Origin of the sequence: Marinobacter sp., assembly GCF_046484525.1 — a bacterium.
Taxonomy (GTDB): Bacteria; Pseudomonadota; Gammaproteobacteria; order Pseudomonadales; family Oleiphilaceae; genus Marinobacter.
The window spans coordinates 128,628-146,518 of sequence record NZ_JAWOIS010000030.1 but is presented as its reverse complement, the minus strand read 5'-3'; the positions used below and the strand labels follow the sequence as shown (position 1 = coordinate 146,518).

The window sequence follows — 17,891 nt, the reverse complement described above, 5'->3', positions numbered from 1 at the left end:
GGTGAACACCCAACTTATTACCACCACCTCTGACCGACTGAGCTACCAAACTGACGAGGGATTCTGACGGCCTTGGCGAACCACCTAGCTCGACGATTTTGCTACCCATTTGCGGCCAAGGCCAAGTGGCAACCAGCCACCCAAAAGGACCCGAGGCACTACCAGCTAACAGCTTATTATACGAACGCGTTCGTATAACTCCGGGCGCCTATCACGCATTCGTATAATTCCTTCCGCCCAGTCACGAACTCGACAAAAAATCACTATAGTTCATAAGCTTAAAAACTGCACCCTACATACCGCTAAGGGAGTTTTGCGAACGGTAGCTACCCGGCACTGGCGCATTGCGGGCGTATAGTTCCGGTCTTCGAACGGAAAAATCCCAGAAAATCAGGGCACTGAAGAGGAGGTGGCGGAGTTATGCGCCCTCGTTCGCAAAACTCCGGTCTGACGGGTTCGATGGATTCAGGGTGAAGGGATTAGAGCGTGGGGCGAGCTTCGATCAATTGCCCATCTGGTGGCCGGAGTGATCCATCTCCTGTTTTTCCATCTTCATGCCACCGCCCAGGGGCTCCACAGTGAGCTCGATGTCCATGGCATCGGCACCCTCAAAATCCAGTTTCACAGGAATGCTATCGCCCTCGGCCAGGGGCTTGGTCAGTTTCTCCAGCATCAGGTGATAGCTGTGGGGTTTGAGCTCGACGGTTTCGCCGGCGGGGATCAACAGGCCGCCTTTGACCGGCTGCATCCGCATCACGCCGTCTTTCATGCTGGTTTCATGAATGGATATCCGGGCCGCGCGGGGGGTTTCGGCACCGGTCAGGGTGATGTCGCTCTCACCCATGTTGGTGATGCCCAGGTAGCCCACACCCATGGGGGTGCCTGGGGGTGTCGGACGGCTCCAGGGGTGGTCGATTCCCACGTTGCCGTTCTGGTAGTCGTGGGCAAAAACGTTCGGGGCCAGTACTGCCATGCTGAGAAGCAGGATGCTCAGGCATTTTTTCATGGATAAACGTCCTTTCTGAAGGAATACGGAATGCCGCCAGCATAGAAAGGTCTGGCACCGGTGCCAAGTAGCAAGGTGCGGCGAATAGTCGCGGCCGCCAACCGGATCAGGGCCTGGAGAGCGCCTCGATCATGGCCCCGAGGAAGCGGGAGGCCTCGCCGCCGGTGGCAGCACGGTGATCAAAGGTCAGGGACAGCGGCAATACCGGACGAACAGCCGGTTTGCCATCGACGGGCACCACTTTGTCCCGGATGCTGCCGGATCCGATGATGGCCACCTGCGGCGGAATGATAACCGGGTTGGCGTACTGCCCGGTCATGGTGCCGAAGTTGGAGAGGGTGATGGTTGCGCCCTGCATTTCCTTGGGTGGAATCTTGCGGGTAGAGACCGCCTCCCTCAGGTTCTCCAGGCCCTTTCTCAGGTCTTTCAGGCTGCGATGCGTAATATCCCGGAGCACGGGCACGAACAGGCCATCGGGGGTGTCCACGGCAATGCCCACGTGGACTTCCTCCAGCAATCGGCGCGTAAGGTTGTCGCCATCGAACCAGCAGTTGAGTTCGGGGCAGGCTTCACAGGCGGCACCGATGGCCTGGACCAGGCGCATGGTGATGTCGGTGCCTTTCTTCCAGGCGCCGATATCTACATCCTCGAAGATGGAAACGGGTACGACCTGGGCGTGGGACAGCACCATGTTCTTGGCCATGGTACGGCGGGTGCCCCGGAGAGGTTCGGCATCGCCCAGTTTTTTCTGATGGCTGGCCTGGCGGTGGACGTCGTCGTTGGTGATCAGGCCACCGGGGCCGCTGCCCTTGATCTGCTCGAGGTTTACGCCTAACCGTTCCGCCAGCGCCCGCACTCCGGGTGTGGCCCGGTTGGCACGGGCTCGTTTACTGGAGGCGGCGGCACCGATGATGAATTGGTCCTGGCCGGCCTTGCCCTTGTCTTCCTTGCCGGAGGTTTTGAGTTCGCCGACCACGGTGCCGCTGTCGCTGCCCTCGCCTTCGAAGGCGAGCAACGGTTCGCCGGTGTGGATGATATCGCCCGGCTCGCCGAAAAGTTTGGCGATGGTGCCGGCCTCGGGGGATGGGACTTCGACGATGGCTTTGGCGGTTTCGACGCTGACCAGGGTCTGGTCTTCCTCGACGGTGTCGCCGACTTTGACGTGCCATTCGACGATTTCGGCTTCGGGGAGGCCTTCGCCTAAATCTGGAAGTTTGAAGTTTTTCATTTTTACTCCCCTGGTTTTTGGTGTGAAGGTGGGGTCTGACCCCTTGGGGTCAGACCCCGGTGCCGGGCCGCGAATTTTGGAGACTTTTCCGCCCCTTTGGGGCGTGAAGGTGGGGTCTGACCCCTTTGGGGTCAGACCCCGGGGGTGCGGGAGGCCCCGGAGTCAGTCGGTTATAGGGCGATGACTTGTTCTACGGCTTCTACGATATCCTCCACCTTGGGCAAGTAGGCATCCTCGTTGCGGTAATAGGGCATGATGGTGTCGTAGCCGGTTACCCGCACCACCGGGGCCTGGAGGTCCAGGAAGGCGCCTTCGGCCAAGGAGGCGGCGATTTCGGCGCTTACGCCGCCGTTGCGGCAGGCTTCGTGGATGATGACGGCACGGCCGGTTTTGGCGACGGAGCAGAGCAGGGTTTCCCGGTCCAGGGGGCTGATAGTGGCCACGTCGATGACTTCGCAGGTTACGCCCTGGTGTGCCAGCTTATCGGCGGCCTGGAGGGTCTCCATGACGCAGGGGCCCCAGGTGATGAGAGTCACGTCATTGCCCTCGCGCAAGGTGAAACAGGTGTCCAGCGGCAGCGCCTCGCCGTTGTTCTCGACGCTCTGGGTCACCGCCCGGTAGAGGCGCTTGGGTTCCAGGAAGATCACCGGATCCGGGTTACGGATGGCCGCCAGCAGCAATCCATATGCTCGCTTCGGCGAGCTAGGGATTACCACCCGCAGGCCCGGGATGTGGGCAAACAGCGCCTCGGTGCTTTCGGAATGGTGCTCTGGGGCGTGGATACCGCCGCCGAAAGGCGCCCGGTATACGATGGGGCAATGCAACCGGCCCCGGGTGCGGTTACGCATACGGGCGGCATGGCTGACGATCTGCTCCATGCCGGCGTAGATGAAGCCCATGAACTGGAACTCGGCCACCGGTTTCAGGCCCTGGGTGGCCATACCCACGGACGTTCCGGCAATCAGGTTTTCCGCCAGAGGGGTATCCATCACCCGCTTGAACCCGAATTTTTCCTTAAGACCCACGGTGGCCCGGAATACCCCACCGTTAGTGGCGATGTCCTCACCCAGCACCACTACGGTCTCGTCGTGCGCCATTTCCCAATGCAGGGCCATGTTGACCGCCTCCACCAGGGTCACGTCACGCAGCTCGCCCTTGCTCATGACTCACCTCCCCGGTACCTGGCGGCAATCCGTTCACGCTGGGCCTGAAGGGCCGGTGGGAGGGTTTCGAACAGGTAGTCCACCATGGCGGTGGGCGGCTCTGCTTCCACGGCCAGGTATTCTTCGACCGCCGTCTCCACCCTTTTCTTGCTCTCGGTTTGCAGCGCCTTTTCCTTCTCCGCATCCCAGTGGCCGTTATCATGCAGCCAATTCTGAAGGCGCTTGACGCCATCCTTCTCCCAAGCCCGCTTGAGGTCCTCGGCGGTGCGGTACCGGGTAGCGTCGTCGGCGGTGGTGTGGTCCCCGAGCCGGTAGGTCACCGCCTCGATCAGGGTCGCCCCCTTCCCGCCACGGGCCCGCTCCAGGGCAGTATCCAGAACCTCCGAGGCAGCAAAATAGTCGTTCCCGTCCACCGCATGCCCCGGCAAACCGGCACTGATAGCCTTCTGGGCGATGGTCTCGGCCCCGGTCTGCAGGCTGCGGGGGGTGGAAATCGCCCACTGGTTGTTGATGGCCACAAACACCACCGGCAAATGCCAGGCACCGGCCAGGTTGATGCTCTCCAGGAAATCCCCCTTGGAGGTGCCGCCGTCACCCACGCAGCAGACCACTGCCCGCTCCTCGCCCCGGATCCGGATCGCCGAGGCCACCCCGACCGCGTGGCAGCACTGGGTCGCAATGGGAACCGCAATGGGCAGGTCTTCCGGGCAATTCTCCCAGTTCGCACTGCCCCGCTCGTCTCCGCCCCAGTACAGCAGCATTTCCCTCAGGCTCACGCCACGGAGCGTATGCACCGCCTGATCCCGGTAATAGGGTACAAACACATCGGTTTTGGCCATGCTCTGGCCAATGGCGGTTCCAATCACCTCATGCCCCAGCACAGAAGCGTAGGTACCGCACTTGCCAGTGCGTTGCAGCGCGATGACTTTGGAATCGAAGGTGCGAGTCAGCACCATATTGCGATAGGCGGCCAGGACACGCTCGGTGTCCCCGGCCAAGGCGGGCAAGTCATCCAGTGGCTTGCCGCGGTCATCCAGATAGCGGGTGCTATCCACATGAAATTCATGGCGTTGTCTCATCCCGTACTCCTTACCCCGGCCCGACGGAGCTCTGTTTAAGGTTTAGACGAGAGGAGGCAATTGATCAATCCGGGGTGTCAGTCATCCCACTCCTGGTACTGGTTACCCTGCCGGAGCAGCCAGTAGGTCAATCCCAGCGCCAGCGTGGTTGCCGCGATACCAATCAGATACATGGGAGTAAGGGTTTCAAAATCGAGAACGATCACCTTCCGGGCGATCGCCATCAACGCCGTCGCAACCACCAACTGAACCGGGAACACATTCGTGCCCAGATACAGCCGGATGTTGATGAAGATTTCCACCGCAATCAGCACCGCCATGAAGGCGCCGAAAGTGTAGAAAATATCGTTAATATTCAGAAGCAGGAAAGGCGGCGTGATAAGACGATCGTAGATTATGTAGATCACATCACCCACGCCCCAGAGAATCACCGCCACCATGAGAACCGCCAACACCCGGATGGCAAAGCGGATAACCCGGTGCAGACCACGAAAGAACGGATCCGGAAAATCCACCGGAAGCTCCTGGTGCAGCTCGTGCTTCTTGTGAGGCGGGACCTCAGGCTGTGAAACCCCTTCCTGGTCCTTCTCAACCATCTGCTCTCTCCATGAAGCTCCCGGTAACGGACAAAACCGTCAGGCTTTCTTGACGAACTCCGACTTCAATTTCATAGCACCAATGCCGTCGATCTTGCAATCGATATCGTGATCACCTTCCACCAGGCGAATGTTCTTCACCTTGGTGCCAACCTTCACCACCGAACTTGAGCCCTTGACCTTCAGATCCTTGATGACAGTGACCGTATCACCGTCCTGGAGTTCATTGCCATTGGCATCACGAACCACCTTGCCGGCCTCGGCATCGGCCTGTTCGGCCTCCGACCACTCATGCCCACACTCGGGACAAACCAACTGAACACCATCTTCATAAGTGAACTCGGAACCACACTGGGGGCAAGGGGGAAGCTGGGACATTATCATTTCCTGTTAATTGAATGAGAATCGGATTATACCAGAAACCCCAACCCCCGGTTCCCTAACGCCCCGGCGTCACCTGCGCCAGCACCGTCGGATCCCCCGACAACGGCAACGCCAGAATCACTCCCTCATTCGACGAAGGATAGATGCCAGCCAACCGCGTGATATTCACCTGATGCGACACCATCACCACCGGCAACCCCGGCTCCAGCTCATTCACCAACGCAATCGTCTGCCGAGTCTGGGTAGGCCCATCGCCCCGGCCCTGGAAAAACGAATTCAGCGACGGCCACTCCGTCACCTCCCCCACGTCCATCTCCATAGCCGTATCCCGACTCCGACACCACTGACTGGTAAACACCCGCGCCTCCTCAATCCCGTGCTCCGCCAAAAACGGCTTCCACGCCCGCGCCTGCTCCCGGCCTGCCTCGTTCAGGTTCCTCTGGGTGCTGCAGTCGTTCAGATCAAAATTGCCGGGGTCGCCTGTGCCGGGGGCGAGCGCGTGGCGGAGAATCAAAACAGCCCGGCCGTCTTGCAGGGCTTGCCAGGCTTCGGCGTTGTTGTCACTGGCTGAAGCGTTGAGTGTTGAGAGCAAAGTAAAACTGAACAGAATTATTCTTATAAGCATCCCTGGGATAGTCACATTTATTTCCCCCTATAGCCGCGGAGTTGTCTCCATGAGTAGCAAAGCGGATTCTGTCAGCACTTTCCAAAAATGTTGAAGGCCAGGGATGGCCTGAAACAAGCGCACATGGACGTGCTCGTAGCGGTTTTTGGAAAGTGCTGACAGAATCCGCCTGCACCAGAGTGAAGTCCCGTAATAGAAATACGCGGATAACAATTAACGGGGTCAACACCAGACCGGTTAAACTACAAAGTAAAATTTAAAGCCGAAGGAAAAAGGAAAAACGAAATGCCGATCTGGGTCGACGCCGACGCCTGCCCCGTCCCCATCCGGGAAATCCTCTGCCGCGCCGCCACCCGCTGGCAAATCCAGACCACCTTCATCGCCAACCACGCCATCAGCCTGCCGCCGAGCTCCTGGATCAGCCGCCGCCAGGTCCCCCACGGCTTCGACGTCGCCGACAACGAAATCATGGACCAAATGACCAAAGGCGACCTCGTCATCACCCAGGACATTCCCCTGGCCGCCGAAGCCATCGAAAAAGGGGCCGACGTCTTCAACCCCCGGGGCCAGGCCTTCACCAAAGAAAATATCCGCCAGCGCCTCGCCATGCGCAATTTCATGGAAGAAATGCGCAGCGCCGGCCAGGTCACCGGAGGCCCCGCGCCTTTCAGCCAGACCGACCGCAAGGAGTTTGCCGACCAGCTCGACCGCTGGCTCCAGCGCAACGCCAGAAGATGATAATGATTCTATTTTAATTGCCCGACATTTCCGCTAACCTCCCTGCCCAATCCAAACCGGGCCAACCATCTGGGAGAAAGCGAAAATGTCCAGCAGCAGTCACACCAACACCAGCAGCTTCGCCGCCCTCGCCCGACTCCTGAGGTATGCCCGGGGCTACCGCCGCCGGATCATTGCCGCCACCACCTGCTCCATCATCAACAAACTCTTCGACATCGCCCCGGAGATCCTGATTGGTGTCGCCATCGACGTGGTGGTGAACCAGGAGCAGAGCTTCGTCGCGGGGCTCGGCTTCGAGACCGCCCGGGAACAGATCACCATCCTCGCGGTATTGACCTTCTTCATCTGGGCGGGGGAATCCCTGTTCGAGTATCTGTTCCAGATCCTCTGGCGCAACCTGGCCCAGCGTCTGCAGTCGGACCTTCGCCAGGACGCCTACGAGCATGCCCAGCGTCTGGACATGAGCTTCTTCGAGGCGCGCAGCTCCGGTCAGCTGGTGGCCACCATGAACGACGACGTCAACCAGCTGGAACGTTTTCTCGATGGCGGCGCCAACGCCATGATCCAGGTCCTGGTTACCGTGGTGGCCGTCGGTGCGGTGTTCTTCGTGATTTCGCCCACTGTGGCCCTTCTGGCTTTCACCCCGATTCCGCTGATCATCTGGGGCGCCTTCTACTTCCAGCGCAAGGCCGGCCCCCTGTATGCCGACGTCCGTGAAAAAGTGGGTGATCTCTCCAGCCGTCTGGCCAACAACCTCGGCGGCATCGCCACCATCAAGAGCTTCACCGCCGAGCAACGGGAGGCTGAGCGGCTCAAGGCGAGCAGTGAGGCCTATGTAGAAGCCAACCGCAGGGCCATCCGCATCAGTTCCGCGTTCATTCCGGTCATCCGCATGGCGATTCTCGCCGGCTTCCTGGCCACCTTTACCGTCGGCGGCATGATGGCCCTGGAAGGCACCCTGAACGTGGGCGCCTACGGCGTGCTGGTGTTCCTGACCCAACGCCTGCTCTGGCCGCTGACCGGCCTGGCGGAAGTCATCGACCTGTTCGAACGGGCCATGGCCAGTACCCGGCGGATTCTGAACCTGCTGGCCGAACCGGTCCACGTTCTGGACGAAGGCGGCAAAGACCTGGCCCAGCCGGTAAAGGGTGAGGTGGAATTCCGGAACCTCAGCTTCCACTACCCCTCCAGCGGCGCCGGCATCCGGGACATCAGCCTGCACGTTCCGGCCGGCAACACCCTGGCTCTGGTGGGCGCCACCGGTTCCGGCAAGTCCACTCTGATCAAGCTGTTGCTCCGCTTCTACGACCCGAGCCACGGCGAGATCCGCATTGATGGCCAACCGATCCGGGACATCAACCTCAAGTCCCTGCGCGAGGCCATCGGCCTGGTCAGCCAGGATGTGTACCTGTTCGAGGGCTCCATCCGCGAGAATCTGGCCTATGGCAAGCCCGATGCCACCGACGAGGAAATCATCGAGGCCGCGAAGACGGCCGAAGCGTGGTCCTTTATCGAGGCCCTGCCGGAACGCCTGGGTACACCGGTCGGCGAGCGAGGCGTTCGGCTGTCCGGCGGCCAGCGCCAGCGCCTCTCCCTGGCCCGAGCCTTGTTGAAGAACCCGCCGATCCTGGTGCTTGACGAAGCCACCAGCGCGGTGGACAACGAAACCGAAGCCGCCATCCAGCGCTCCCTGCGCCGGATCGGCCACAATCGCACGGTAATCATGATTGCCCACCGCCTGTCCACCATCGTGGATGCGGACACCATTGCCGTGATCGAGAACGGCCGGGTGGTCGAACAGGGCACCCACGAAACCCTGCTGTCGAAGGATGGTGCCTATCAGGCGCAATGGCGCGTGCAGACCGGGCAGGGGTGAATTCTCGCATTAACATCATTATTGATAGTATTCCGTATTTCGATTGGCCTGCAGGCTCTCAGTACAAGGGAGTCTGCATGTCGGCGTTCTTCGAAGTATCCAGCCTGGGTGTCCGTATCGGTGATGCCCCTATTCTTCGCAATATCAACATCGGTTTTCAGGAGGGGGAAGTCACCGCCCTGCTGGGCCACAACGGTTCTGGCAAATCGACACTGCTCAAGGTGCTGGCCCGGCACCAGGGTCCCTCGGAGGGCAACGTCAGCCTGCTCGGTCAGTCCTTTCGCAACACCGGCGCACGGGAATTTGCCCGTACTGTCGGTTACCTGCCCCAGCATCCACCGGGTACGGACGGATTGACGGTGCGCGAACTGGATGCCCTCGGCCGTTACCCATGGCGGGGCCCGCTCGGCCGCTACAACCGGGAAGACCACCAGCTGATCGACCAGGCCATTGCAGACACCGGACTTGAACCGTTCACCCATCGCTCCGTGGATACCCTCTCCGGTGGCGAGCGCCTGCGGGCCTGGATTGCCATGCTGCTGGCCCAGCAGACCCGTTGCCTGCTCCTGGACGAACCCATTTCCGCACTGGATGTGAAACACCAGGTGGAAACCTTGCGCCTGGTGCACCGCCTGGCGGAGCAACGGGAGCTGACGGTGATTGTGGTATTGCATGACGTGGACCTGGCTGCCCGCTTCTGTGACCGCCTGGTGGCCATCAAGGCCGGGCGGTTGGTGGCCGATGGCCGTCCCGATGACATCATGGATTCCGGCATCCTGGAAACCATTTATGGCGTATCCATGGGGGTCATGGAGCGGGCACCGGGGCAATGGGTTTCCTATGTGCATTAGAACCACAGGGCTGACTGGCCTCTTTCTCCTGTTCACAACTCTTGCCACGCCCGCCACAGCAGGCACCTGGAAGCATGAGAACGGAACACCCACCCTCGACAAGGTCCCCGAGCGCATCGTTGCCCTCAACTGGGCCGCGACCGAGGCGTTGCTGCTGCTCAGCGTCACCCCGGTGGGGGTGGCCGATCTGGCAGGATACAGCCACTGGGTCAGGGAGCCAGCGCTGCCGGAAAGCGGTGTGCGCAATGTCGGCACCCGGGTGGCACCCAGCCTGGAGGCCATTGCCGAACTGAAGCCTGACCTGATCGTGACCAGCGCCGAAATGGCCCCCGCTGCCGACCTGCTTGAACGACTGGCCCCCACCTACGTGGTCAGTGTGTACAAGGAGGGCTCGCAACCCTACACCAAAGCCCGGGACATGCTGATCACCCTCGGCGAGATGCTGGGTCGGGAAGCTCAGGCAAAGGCGGTGGTGGAGGATGTCGAACAGACCCTCGCCAACCAGCGGGAGCGACTTGCCGAAGCCGGTATTACAGAGCAACCGGTAGCGCTGGTGAACTTCCTCGACGCCCGACATGCGCGCATCTACGCCCCGAACGGACTTTACCAGACCGCGCTCCGGGCCCTCGGACTGACCAACGCCTGGCCCCACCCGGGGAATTTCTGGGGGTTTTCCGTGGTCGGTCTGGAAGCGATTGCGCCGTTTCCGGAAGCCCGGCTTGTGGTGATCTCCCCGACACCACCGGGGCTGGCCGATACCCTTGCCGACAGCCCGTTCTGGACCTACCTGCCAGCGGTGCAACGGGACCAGGTGTACCAGGTGGAAGCCACCTGGCCTTTCGGCGGCATCTACCCGGTCAAGCGGCTGGCCACCCAGATTACCGACAGTCTGCTGGCAGGAGGTTCGGATAATGTACAGTAATACCGCCACCCTCCCGGCACAGCGCCCGGTGCTTCCCGCCCGTTTGCCGATGGCCGCAGCCATCCTCTGGCTGACCGCCCTGCTGGCCAGCGCCCTGCCCTGGATGCAGCAACTGGACCCGATGGCCTTGCTGAGCGCTTTCTGGACCTTCAACCCGGATATCTACGCGTCGGTGCTGGCGCACTTCAGCTGGGCACCGAGGGTGGCCATGGCAGTCGTGGTCGGCGCAGCGCTGGGGCTTGCGGGTGCCGTGACCCAGCAGATCCTCGGCAATCCACTGGCCTCACCAACCACGCTCGGCGTTGCCGCCGGCAGCCAGTTCGGTGTCACCGTCGCGTCGCTGTTCTTCCCGGGCCTGCTCGCGTTCAGTCCGGACCTGCCTGCCATTGCCGGCGGCCTGCTGGCCATTGCCATGGTCATCGCCCTGACCTGGCGACTGGGCTTTTCCCCGGTCACGGTGATCCTCGCCGGGCTTGTCATCACCTTCTTTCTTGGCGCCACCAACATGGCATTCCTGCTGCTCAAGGGCGAGTGGCTGGGTAACCTGTTCATCTGGGGCGCCGGTTCCCTGGTCCAGAACAACTGGCAACCGCTCACGGATCTCTGGCCCAGGGTCCTGATCCTGACAGCCCTCATGCTCCTGTTGATGCGTCCACTGCAGTTGCTGCAACTGGGTGAGACCTCGGCCAGCTCCCTGGGTGCCAAAGTCGCGTGGGTACGGGCCCTGGCTTTGTTCCTTGTGGTTCTGCTGAGTGCGACGGTAGTGAGCCGGGTTGGCGTGATTGCCTTTGTTGGGCTGGCCGCACCGGTGCTGGCCCGGCTGCTGGGCGCCCGCACCCTCGGCGGGCGCATTTTGTGGAGCACCCTGCTCGGTGGTGGCATGCTGTTACTGGCAGACACCCTGGCCCATTGGGCCTCCACCTGGGGCGACGGCTCCCTGATTCCCACCGGCACCACCACGGCCCTGATTGGCGGGCCGATCATCCTGCTGGCCCTGCAGGGTTTCCGGAATTCCCATCACATGCCGGGGCAGACCTCCAGCCCGGCCGACTTCCTGCCCAAACGCCGCCCGATCCTGCTGGTTTCGGCAGTGCTCACCGTGCTTCTGCTGATTACGGTCGTTATTTCCATGGGCTGGTCACCGGGCCTCGAAGGCTGGCGCTGGACCGGCGTCGCCCAATGGGATGAATCCTGGGTCTGGCGCGGCCCGCGGATGCTTGCTGCGGTCCTGGCGGGAATCGCCCTCGGCCTGGCCGGCACCCTGATCCAGCGTATGACCGGCAACCCGATGGGCAGCCCGGAAATGCTGGGTATCAGCGGAGGTGCCGCCCTGGTGATGGTGGTGATTGTACTCTCGGGCATTGAAGCGGGACGCGCGGGGCAACTGGTGGCAGCCACCGCCGGCGCCGCCGGGGCGCTGGGCCTGCTGATTCTGCTGGCGCGGCGACACCGCTTTGCCGGCAACCAGTTACTGCTGGGCGGCCTTGCCCTGTATGTGTTCATGGATGCCGGACTTCGTCTGGTGATGGCCTCCGGCGGGACCGAGGCCTCCAAGTTGCTGAACTGGATGTATGGCTACACCTGGCTGGTTTCCGAAGGGGAAGCCATCGGACTGCTGGTGTTCATTCTGGTCATTTGCGGGGCTCTGGCCACAGTCGTCCGGCCCCTGACCATTTTGCCGCTGGGTGAGCAGTCTGCCTCATCGCTGGGTCTTCCGGTGGCCCGAGCCCGCCTGATACTGCTGTTCCTGGCGGCACTGCTGACGGCGGCCGCCACTGTGGTAATCGGTCCGCTCAGCTTTGTCGGCCTGGTCGCCCCGCATCTGGCCCGGGTGCTGGGCCAGCAGACCGTGGGCCGGCAGCTGATCGCCGCCGCGCTGGTCGGTGGCGTGCTGCTCGGTGTGGCGGATTATCTGTCCCGCATTGTCGTGTATCCCAACCAATTGCCCGCCGGCCTGCTTGCGGCCCTGGTGGGCGGCATCTATTTCCTCTGGGGGCTCAGCCGACATGGCCGGGCCTGATTCCGCAATAGGCGGCAAGGGCTGGGTCGATCGTTATGGCCGGCTCCTGCAAGCCTCCGGCCTCAACCGTGAGGCTATCCTCGCGCAGTCTCTGCAAGCCCCGGCACGAGAACGCCTGGGGCTGTTTTCCCTGGCCCGTTGCCTCGCTCAGCCCGAGTTGCTCGTGCACCAGATCGGTCGGGATTACCCCGATGCCGAGGATCGTAAAGGCGCCCGTTGCCGATCCCGCCCGCATTTTCCTGGCGCCGGTTGAGGAGGCAGGTCAGACTGCCTCTCGGTGGTTCCAGGTTCCGGGCCGGCCAATGGCAAGCGAACAGGCCTTCCAGCACGGTATGGCAGAGCAAACAGAAGCCTGGTATCCGGTGTTCAGAAAACAATTGGGAGTGAGTCCCGGCGCCTACTGGAGCAGTATCGGCCTGGGCCTGGGCGCGCCTTTCTCGGCGGTGTGGAACCTGGCGGATCCCGCCTCGGTATGTGATCTGGCGCAGCAATGGCTGGAAGCATTCCGGAATGACGCCAATCGGTTCATCGACTGGATTCCGGTGGTGTTTGCAGAGCAGAAAACGGCCATCCCTCAGCGTAAGGGCTGTTGCCTGAAATACCTGTTACCGGAGGGCGGTTACTGCGGTACTTGTGGGGTATACCGCAAGGAGAGAATGGCGGGGAACGACTCCCCGCCATTCACTGCGGATCAGTAGACCCAGGAAACGGTCAGGCTGGCGTTAGCCGGCTCGCCGTAGAAGCCCTGGGCCGAGGTGCCGAATTTCTTCAGACTCTCGATGTACTTCTCGTCGGTGACATTATTTACGTTCAGGGTGGCGTTCCAGTTCCGGGCAAAGTCGTACCTGGCCATCAGGTCCAACACGGCATAGGCATCCTGCTCGGTCACGATGGTCGTGCCGGCGTTCGGGCCGGTGGTGGCCACGCCCTGCTCCTGACTGATCTCGGACTGCCAGCGGATCTGACTGCCCAGTTCGAGACCGTCAACACCCAGCACCTGAAGGGTGGCAGGATTGTTCTCCTGGGCCACCGCCAGTGCGGGGAAAGTGGCGCACATCATGGCGGATACCAGGGCCTTGCGGCGGAATGCCGGCTCGGGAAGTCGGAACATCGTTTTCTCCGTGAGTGGGTTTTTGCTGTTTGGTCATTATTCGCCGCACACATTAATGCGAATCCTTCTCATTTGAACCCTCAAATCACGGTGATCCAACGCTGGCTTCGCACCCTATATTCCAGAACGCCCGTTCAGGGCAGTGGAGCGGGTCACCTGCTATGCTGAAGAGGCTGTTGCTTCCGAGTTTCCAGACCGAATGCCCCACAGGCCGGAGGTTCCCATGTTCACCAGCAAACAACTGGCTGTGACCAGCGGGTTGATGTTGTTTTCGGTATCAACCCTTGCCGAGCTGACATTCATATCGGATGAGGCGGATTTCCGGCTGGAGATCGTTGCCGAAGGGCTGGAGCATCCCTGGAGCCTGGCGTTTCTGCCAAACGGCGACAAACTGGTGACGGAGCGGGCCGGACGACTCCGGATCATCCGCGATGACAAACTTGTGCCGGAACCAGTCTCAGGTGTTCCGGACCTGGTGGTTTCCGGCCAGGGCGGGCTGCTGGATGTGCTGTTACATCCGGAATTCGAGAGCAATCAGACCCTGTTCCTGAGTTATGCCCACCGCACCCGCGAAGGCATGACCACCCGGGCTGCCCGGGCAAGGCTGGAAGACACCGAGTTGAAAGATGTGGAGGTCATTTTTGAGGCCCTGCCCCGCTCCAATACTTCCCGCCACTTCGCGGGGCGTATGGAGTTTGATCGGGATGGCAACTTGTACATTTCCGTCGGCGATCGGGGCGAAATGGATCGGGCCCAGGATCTTGGTGACGACGCCGGTGGCGTACACCGGGTCACGATTGATGGCGAGCCGGTTCCGGGCAATCCGTTCGTGGACCGGGCCGGTGCCGAGGATACGTTTTTCACCTACGGCAACCGCAATATCCAGGGAATGACCATTCATCCGGACACCGGCGAGATCTGGACCCACGAACATGGCCCCCGGGGTGGTGACGAGATCAACATCCTGTCCGCCGGAACCAACTATGGCTGGCCCGAGATCACCTATGGCATTGATTACTCGGGCCTGCCAATCACCATGCACACCAAGAAGGAAGGCATGGCACAGCCCCTGCATTACTGGGATCCATCGATTGCACCCTCGGGCATGGCGTTCTATACCGGTGACCTGTTTCCGGAGTGGCAGGGTGACCTGTTCGTGGGGGCACTGAAAATGCGCAAGCTGGTGCGCCTGGAGATCAGGGATGGAGACGTCACCGAGGAGGAAGATTTGCTGACGGATCTTGGCGAGCGCATCCGGGATGTTCGCATGGGCCCGGACGGCACTCTCTGGCTGTTGACCGACTCACCGAAGGGCAAGGTTTACCGAACCGTTCCTGTGAGCTGACCCTCAGTGAGGGTCGTTGGTCCTGTCGGTTTTTTCGTACTGGGGAATATCGTCAGTAATAGTGAACCAGTCGGATTTCGAGCCAACATAGACGTGCTGGGCCGGGCCTTTGCCCAGGGCTTCGTTGATCACGCCCACCCGCAGGCGAAGGATACCGGGGATGGCATCCACCCGGCTGTATAGCTGGCTGCCACAACGGCTGCAGAAGGCGCGGTACTTGCCGGGACTGGACTCGTATTCGGTCAACCGGTTTTCACCGGAGAGAATCCGGACCCTCACCGCCTGCACCGGCGCGCTGGCCGAGAAGGCACTGCCATGGGCGCGCCGACACTGGCTGCAATGGCACAGGGAAATCGGGCCGAGGGGGCCGTCATATTCAAAGGTGATGTCGCCACACAGGCACTGGCCGGTATACATGAATCACTCTCGCGCTTCGGACTTGTTGGAATCTCCGGCGGGATAATACCGGCGGGCCACTTGAAGAACCACCCTGGCGACATCATCTCGGTTGATAAAGAAACGGAACAGGAGGACAGCTATCATGTCGTTTACCACACTTCCGAAGATCGGTATGGGCACTTTTCGCCTGAAGGGTAATGATGCCCGGGAGGCGGTGAAGAGCGCCCTGTCGCTGGGCTACCGCCACATCGACACCGCTCAGATGTATGAAAATGAGGCGGAAGTGGGCGACGGCATCACCTCAAGTGGCATTCCCCGCCGCGATATCTTCCTGACCACCAAGATCTGGCACGACAAACTGCGGGCCAGCGACCTGATCAACAGCCTCCATGACAGCCTGGCTCGCCTGAAAACCGACCACGTGGACCTGACTCTCATCCACTGGCCTTCCCCGGGCGATGAGGTGCCGATGGAGGAGTACCTGGGCGCGCTCCGGGATGCCCAGCGCGAGGGCCTGACCGAGCATATCGGGATCTCCAATTTCACCTGTGCCCAGATGGATCAGGCGAAGAAAATCCTTGGCGACTCCGCCATCCTCACCAACCAGGTGGAAGTCCACCCGTTCCTGGCCAACCGCAAAGTAGTGGAACACGCACGGACACTGGGCATTACGGTGACCGGCTACATGCCCCTGGCGGTGGGCAAGGTCATGGAGGATGAAACGCTGCAGCGCATTGCCAGCGAACGGAACGCCACACCGGCTCAGATTGCCATTGCCTGGGTGGCCTCACGGGGCGTGGTTCCGATCCCCTCCTCTACCCGGCCATCCCATCAGAAGGCCAACCTGGATGCCCTCGATATTCAACTGACCGAGAATGAAATCAGGGCGATTGACGCCGTGGACCGGGGCGAACGAATTGCGAACCCGGGTTTTGCACCGGACTGGGATTGACCCTGAGCGCGACAACCAGCAGCACCAGCGTGGCCGCCGGAAAGCCCAGCAACCAGAAGGTACCCAGGGCCCAGTAAGTGGCCGCACTGAACAGGCTCCAAGCCAGGGGCAGCACCAACAGCAACCACCGTAGCGGCGACGGTTGCCGGGCAAACAGCAGCACCGAGGCGGCAACGGTCACCCCGGGCGCAAGTCCGAACAGGGCGAGAGCCCACAAATCGGGCATTTCCAGTACCGACAGCCAGGGCAACAGGAGTACCGCCAGCCACCAGCAAACAGCCACCGGCCACGCCATCGGTCCGGGAAGTGCCCTCCCCTTCAAAAGCAGCAATAACAGCCCCTGGACCACAAAGGCCCAGCCGAACCCGGTGGCCGGCAAGTTCACCGGGCCGTAATAGCGCACCAGGAACAGGTAGCCGCAGCCGATCCACGCCAGCCCTGCCAGAGCCATCGCCAACCGCCTCGGCAACTCGGCGGCCTGTAGGCCGAACCAGGGCAGCAGCAGGCCGGCAAGCGGCCACACCAGTAGCCAGGGCCAGAGGTCCTGGTTGATCCGCGCAAACAATCTCAGGAATACCTCCGGGCCGAACATCACGAAGTCCTGTAAGGAATAGCTCAGCCACGTCGCTCCGTTCACAGCTGCCTCACGTAATCCGCCATCATCCTGCGCTGGCTGGCGTCAGGCAGCTGGCCGTACATCGCCCCCATGTTCTCCTGCATATGTTCCACCCGGGTCGTGGCCGGAATGGCGCAGGTGACGGCGGGGTGGGAAATGATGAACTTGAGGAAGAACTCGGCCCAGTTGCCAATGCCTCCCTCCCCCGCCCATGGCGGCAGAGGCTCTGACTGGAACCGGCGGAACAGGGAACCGCCCTGGAACGGCCGATTCACGATCACCGCAATGCCCCGTTCCCGGGCCAGGGGCAGCAGCCGTTGCTCGGCTTCCCGATCCAGAACGTTGTAGGTCAGTTGAACGAAATCCAGGGGTTCGGCTTCCATGACGCGCGCCAGCTCGCGATGCCGGCGGCCGTGGGAGGTGGTAATGCCGATGTAACGGACCCTGCCTTCGGCCTTCATCACTTTCAGGGTCGCCAGGTGTTCCTGCCAGGCCAGCAGGTTGTGGACCTGCAGCAGGTCGAAGCGTTCGATGCCCCATCGCCGCTCGGACGTGGCGGCCTGCTCCCGGGTCTCCGAGCCATCACTGGTCCAGATCTTGGTTGCTGCAAAGATGCGGTCGTGGGCTCCGAGCCTGTCCAGCCCGGCACCGATGACGTCGGCTGCGCTGCCATACATGGGAGAACAGTCAATGACAGTGCCGTTTCGCGCAAGGAAGGTTTCGAGTACCCGGGTGCGCTGATCAATAAGGTACTGGTCACTTCCCACGTTGAAGGTAATCCAGGTCCCCATGCCGATGGCGGGGACCGATTCCCCGGTAGAGGGAATCGGCCGGACATGGAAGGCTTGTTCGCCGGAGGACGGGGCGGCAACCAGCAGTCTGGGGGAAGCCACAACCAGGCCACTCAGCCCGACACCGATCAGGAATCGTCGCCTTGATAGCTCCAGCATGGTGGCCCTCCCTTGGAATCCGCCTTAAAT

The 17,891-nt window shown here is 61.5% G+C and carries 20 protein-coding genes; 9 read left to right on the top strand and 11 right to left on the bottom strand.

Annotation, left to right across the window (positions count from 1 at the left end; all coding sequences use genetic code 11):
• Positions 1-502: 502 nt before the first annotated feature.
• The 7 genes from R6W86_RS07305 to R6W86_RS07275 all read right to left on the bottom strand — a co-directional run bounded on the left by R6W86_RS07305 (position 503) and on the right by R6W86_RS07275 (position 6,081).
• The gene (locus R6W86_RS07305) at positions 503-1,006 is read right to left on the bottom strand and encodes a copper chaperone PCu(A)C (RefSeq protein WP_410328711.1); all 504 of its coding nucleotides are present in this window, start codon (positions 1,004-1,006) and stop codon (positions 503-505) included.
• A 106-nt stretch (positions 1,007-1,112) separates the two neighbouring features.
• Positions 1,113-2,234: a dihydrolipoamide acetyltransferase family protein gene (locus tag R6W86_RS07300; RefSeq protein ID WP_410328710.1), complete on the bottom strand. Its 1,122-nt coding sequence runs from the start codon at positions 2,232-2,234 to the stop codon at positions 1,113-1,115.
• A 170-nt stretch (positions 2,235-2,404) separates the two neighbouring features.
• Complete coding sequence (locus R6W86_RS07295; RefSeq protein WP_410328709.1) at positions 2,405-3,397, bottom strand: alpha-ketoacid dehydrogenase subunit beta; 993 nt, start codon at positions 3,395-3,397, stop codon at positions 2,405-2,407.
• Positions 3,394-4,476, bottom strand: coding sequence for a pyruvate dehydrogenase (acetyl-transferring) E1 component subunit alpha (gene pdhA, locus R6W86_RS07290; RefSeq protein ID WP_410328708.1), 1,083 nt, complete (start codon positions 4,474-4,476; stop codon positions 3,394-3,396). The genes R6W86_RS07295 and pdhA overlap by 4 nt, the downstream gene beginning before the upstream one ends.
• 77 nt (positions 4,477-4,553) lie before the next feature.
• Entirely contained in the window at positions 4,554-5,072 is a 519-nt protein-coding gene (locus tag R6W86_RS07285; protein WP_410328707.1) for a phosphate-starvation-inducible PsiE family protein, read from the bottom strand.
• A gap of 39 nt (positions 5,073-5,111) precedes the next feature.
• Complete coding sequence (locus R6W86_RS07280) at positions 5,112-5,450, bottom strand: zinc ribbon domain-containing protein YjdM (protein WP_239038747.1); 339 nt, start codon at positions 5,448-5,450, stop codon at positions 5,112-5,114.
• 61 nt (positions 5,451-5,511) lie between these two features.
• Positions 5,512-6,081: a histidine phosphatase family protein gene (locus tag R6W86_RS07275; RefSeq protein ID WP_410328706.1), complete on the bottom strand. Its 570-nt coding sequence runs from the start codon at positions 6,079-6,081 to the stop codon at positions 5,512-5,514.
• A 285-nt stretch (positions 6,082-6,366) separates the two neighbouring features.
• On the opposite strand from R6W86_RS07275, the gene R6W86_RS07270 reads away from it, so the two are divergent.
• The 7 genes from R6W86_RS07270 (at position 6,367) to R6W86_RS07240 (ending at position 13,186) form a co-directional block, all read left to right on the top strand.
• Positions 6,367-6,819: a YaiI/YqxD family protein gene (locus R6W86_RS07270; RefSeq protein ID WP_410328705.1), complete on the top strand. Its 453-nt coding sequence runs from the start codon at positions 6,367-6,369 to the stop codon at positions 6,817-6,819.
• 85 nt (positions 6,820-6,904) lie between these two features.
• Positions 6,905-8,695: an ABC transporter ATP-binding protein gene (locus tag R6W86_RS07265; RefSeq protein WP_410328704.1), complete on the top strand. Its 1,791-nt coding sequence runs from the start codon at positions 6,905-6,907 to the stop codon at positions 8,693-8,695.
• A gap of 77 nt (positions 8,696-8,772) precedes the next feature.
• A complete protein-coding gene (locus R6W86_RS07260) occupies positions 8,773-9,546 on the top strand; it encodes an ABC transporter ATP-binding protein (protein ID WP_410328703.1) in 774 nt (257 codons plus the stop codon).
• Positions 9,536-10,468, top strand: a complete 933-nt coding sequence (locus R6W86_RS07255; protein ID WP_410328702.1) for an iron-siderophore ABC transporter substrate-binding protein — start codon at positions 9,536-9,538, stop codon at positions 10,466-10,468. Before R6W86_RS07260 ends, R6W86_RS07255 begins: the two co-directional genes overlap by 11 nt.
• Positions 10,458-12,488: a Fe(3+)-hydroxamate ABC transporter permease FhuB gene (fhuB, locus tag R6W86_RS07250; protein WP_410328701.1), complete on the top strand. Its 2,031-nt coding sequence runs from the start codon at positions 10,458-10,460 to the stop codon at positions 12,486-12,488. Before R6W86_RS07255 ends, fhuB begins: the two co-directional genes overlap by 11 nt.
• Positions 12,475-12,741, top strand: a complete 267-nt coding sequence (locus tag R6W86_RS07245) for a hypothetical protein (RefSeq protein ID WP_410328700.1) — start codon at positions 12,475-12,477, stop codon at positions 12,739-12,741. The genes fhuB and R6W86_RS07245 overlap by 14 nt, the downstream gene beginning before the upstream one ends.
• Positions 12,680-13,186, top strand: a complete 507-nt coding sequence (locus R6W86_RS07240) for a (2Fe-2S)-binding protein (RefSeq protein ID WP_410328699.1) — start codon at positions 12,680-12,682, stop codon at positions 13,184-13,186. Before R6W86_RS07245 ends, R6W86_RS07240 begins: the two co-directional genes overlap by 62 nt.
• Here the strand turns inward: R6W86_RS07240 and R6W86_RS07235 are convergent.
• Positions 13,180-13,599, bottom strand: coding sequence for a TonB-dependent receptor domain-containing protein (locus tag R6W86_RS07235; RefSeq protein WP_410328698.1), 420 nt, complete (start codon positions 13,597-13,599; stop codon positions 13,180-13,182). The two genes, R6W86_RS07240 and R6W86_RS07235, sit on opposite strands and share 7 nt — an antisense overlap.
• Positions 13,600-13,861: 262 nt before the next feature.
• Here R6W86_RS07235 and R6W86_RS07230 point away from each other — a divergent pair, with 262 nt between their 5' ends.
• The gene (locus R6W86_RS07230) at positions 13,862-14,944 is read left to right on the top strand and encodes a PQQ-dependent sugar dehydrogenase (RefSeq protein WP_410328714.1); all 1,083 of its coding nucleotides are present in this window, start codon (positions 13,862-13,864) and stop codon (positions 14,942-14,944) included.
• A 3-nt stretch (positions 14,945-14,947) separates the two neighbouring features.
• Here R6W86_RS07230 and R6W86_RS07225 read toward each other — a convergent pair whose 3' ends face one another.
• Positions 14,948-15,361, bottom strand: coding sequence for a GFA family protein (locus R6W86_RS07225; protein ID WP_410328697.1), 414 nt, complete (start codon positions 15,359-15,361; stop codon positions 14,948-14,950).
• A 124-nt stretch (positions 15,362-15,485) separates the two neighbouring features.
• Here R6W86_RS07225 and dkgB point away from each other — a divergent pair, with 124 nt between their 5' ends.
• Positions 15,486-16,295 carry a 2,5-didehydrogluconate reductase DkgB gene (gene dkgB / locus R6W86_RS07220; protein ID WP_410328696.1) on the top strand — a complete coding sequence of 270 codons (810 nt, stop codon included), beginning with the start codon at positions 15,486-15,488 and terminating at the stop codon, positions 16,293-16,295.
• On the opposite strand, the gene R6W86_RS07215 is transcribed toward dkgB, so the two are convergent.
• Entirely contained in the window at positions 16,225-16,932 is a 708-nt protein-coding gene (locus tag R6W86_RS07215) for a hypothetical protein (RefSeq protein WP_410328695.1), read from the bottom strand. The genes dkgB and R6W86_RS07215 overlap by 71 nt on opposite strands.
• A complete protein-coding gene (locus R6W86_RS07210) occupies positions 16,929-17,861 on the bottom strand; it encodes an aldo/keto reductase (protein WP_410328694.1) in 933 nt (310 codons plus the stop codon). Before R6W86_RS07210 ends, R6W86_RS07215 begins: the two co-directional genes overlap by 4 nt.
• Positions 17,862-17,891: the final 30 nt, after the last annotated feature.

Bases quoted from the DNA above. Each gene is read 5' to 3' on its own strand.
- R6W86_RS07295 (WP_410328709.1), bottom strand. From the start codon at position 3,397: ATGAGCAAGGGCGAGCTGCGTGACGTGACCCTGGTGGAGGCGGTCAAC.
- R6W86_RS07225 (WP_410328697.1), bottom strand. From the start codon at position 15,361: ATGTATACCGGCCAGTGCCTGTGTGGCGACATCACCTTTGAATATGAC.
- R6W86_RS07255 (WP_410328702.1), top strand. From the start codon at position 9,536: ATGTGCATTAGAACCACAGGGCTGACTGGCCTCTTTCTCCTGTTCACA.
- R6W86_RS07230 (WP_410328714.1), top strand. From the start codon at position 13,862: ATGTTGTTTTCGGTATCAACCCTTGCCGAGCTGACATTCATATCGGAT.
- R6W86_RS07305 (WP_410328711.1), bottom strand. From the start codon at position 1,006: ATGAAAAAATGCCTGAGCATCCTGCTTCTCAGCATGGCAGTACTGGCC.
- R6W86_RS07285 (WP_410328707.1), bottom strand. From the start codon at position 5,072: ATGGTTGAGAAGGACCAGGAAGGGGTTTCACAGCCTGAGGTCCCGCCT.
- dkgB (WP_410328696.1), top strand. From the start codon at position 15,486: ATGTCGTTTACCACACTTCCGAAGATCGGTATGGGCACTTTTCGCCTG.
- R6W86_RS07300 (WP_410328710.1), bottom strand. From the start codon at position 2,234: ATGAAAAACTTCAAACTTCCAGATTTAGGCGAAGGCCTCCCCGAAGCC.
- pdhA (WP_410328708.1), bottom strand. From the start codon at position 4,476: ATGAGACAACGCCATGAATTTCATGTGGATAGCACCCGCTATCTGGAT.
- R6W86_RS07270 (WP_410328705.1), top strand. From the start codon at position 6,367: ATGCCGATCTGGGTCGACGCCGACGCCTGCCCCGTCCCCATCCGGGAA.
- R6W86_RS07280 (WP_239038747.1), bottom strand. From the start codon at position 5,450: ATGTCCCAGCTTCCCCCTTGCCCCCAGTGTGGTTCCGAGTTCACTTAT.
- R6W86_RS07245 (WP_410328700.1), top strand. From the start codon at position 12,475: ATGGCCGGGCCTGATTCCGCAATAGGCGGCAAGGGCTGGGTCGATCGT.
- R6W86_RS07265 (WP_410328704.1), top strand. From the start codon at position 6,905: ATGTCCAGCAGCAGTCACACCAACACCAGCAGCTTCGCCGCCCTCGCC.
- R6W86_RS07235 (WP_410328698.1), bottom strand. From the start codon at position 13,599: ATGTTCCGACTTCCCGAGCCGGCATTCCGCCGCAAGGCCCTGGTATCC.
- R6W86_RS07210 (WP_410328694.1), bottom strand. From the start codon at position 17,861: ATGCTGGAGCTATCAAGGCGACGATTCCTGATCGGTGTCGGGCTGAGT.
- fhuB (WP_410328701.1), top strand. From the start codon at position 10,458: ATGTACAGTAATACCGCCACCCTCCCGGCACAGCGCCCGGTGCTTCCC.
- R6W86_RS07275 (WP_410328706.1), bottom strand. From the start codon at position 6,081: ATGCTTATAAGAATAATTCTGTTCAGTTTTACTTTGCTCTCAACACTC.
- R6W86_RS07260 (WP_410328703.1), top strand. From the start codon at position 8,773: ATGTCGGCGTTCTTCGAAGTATCCAGCCTGGGTGTCCGTATCGGTGAT.
- R6W86_RS07240 (WP_410328699.1), top strand. From the start codon at position 12,680: ATGCCGAGGATCGTAAAGGCGCCCGTTGCCGATCCCGCCCGCATTTTC.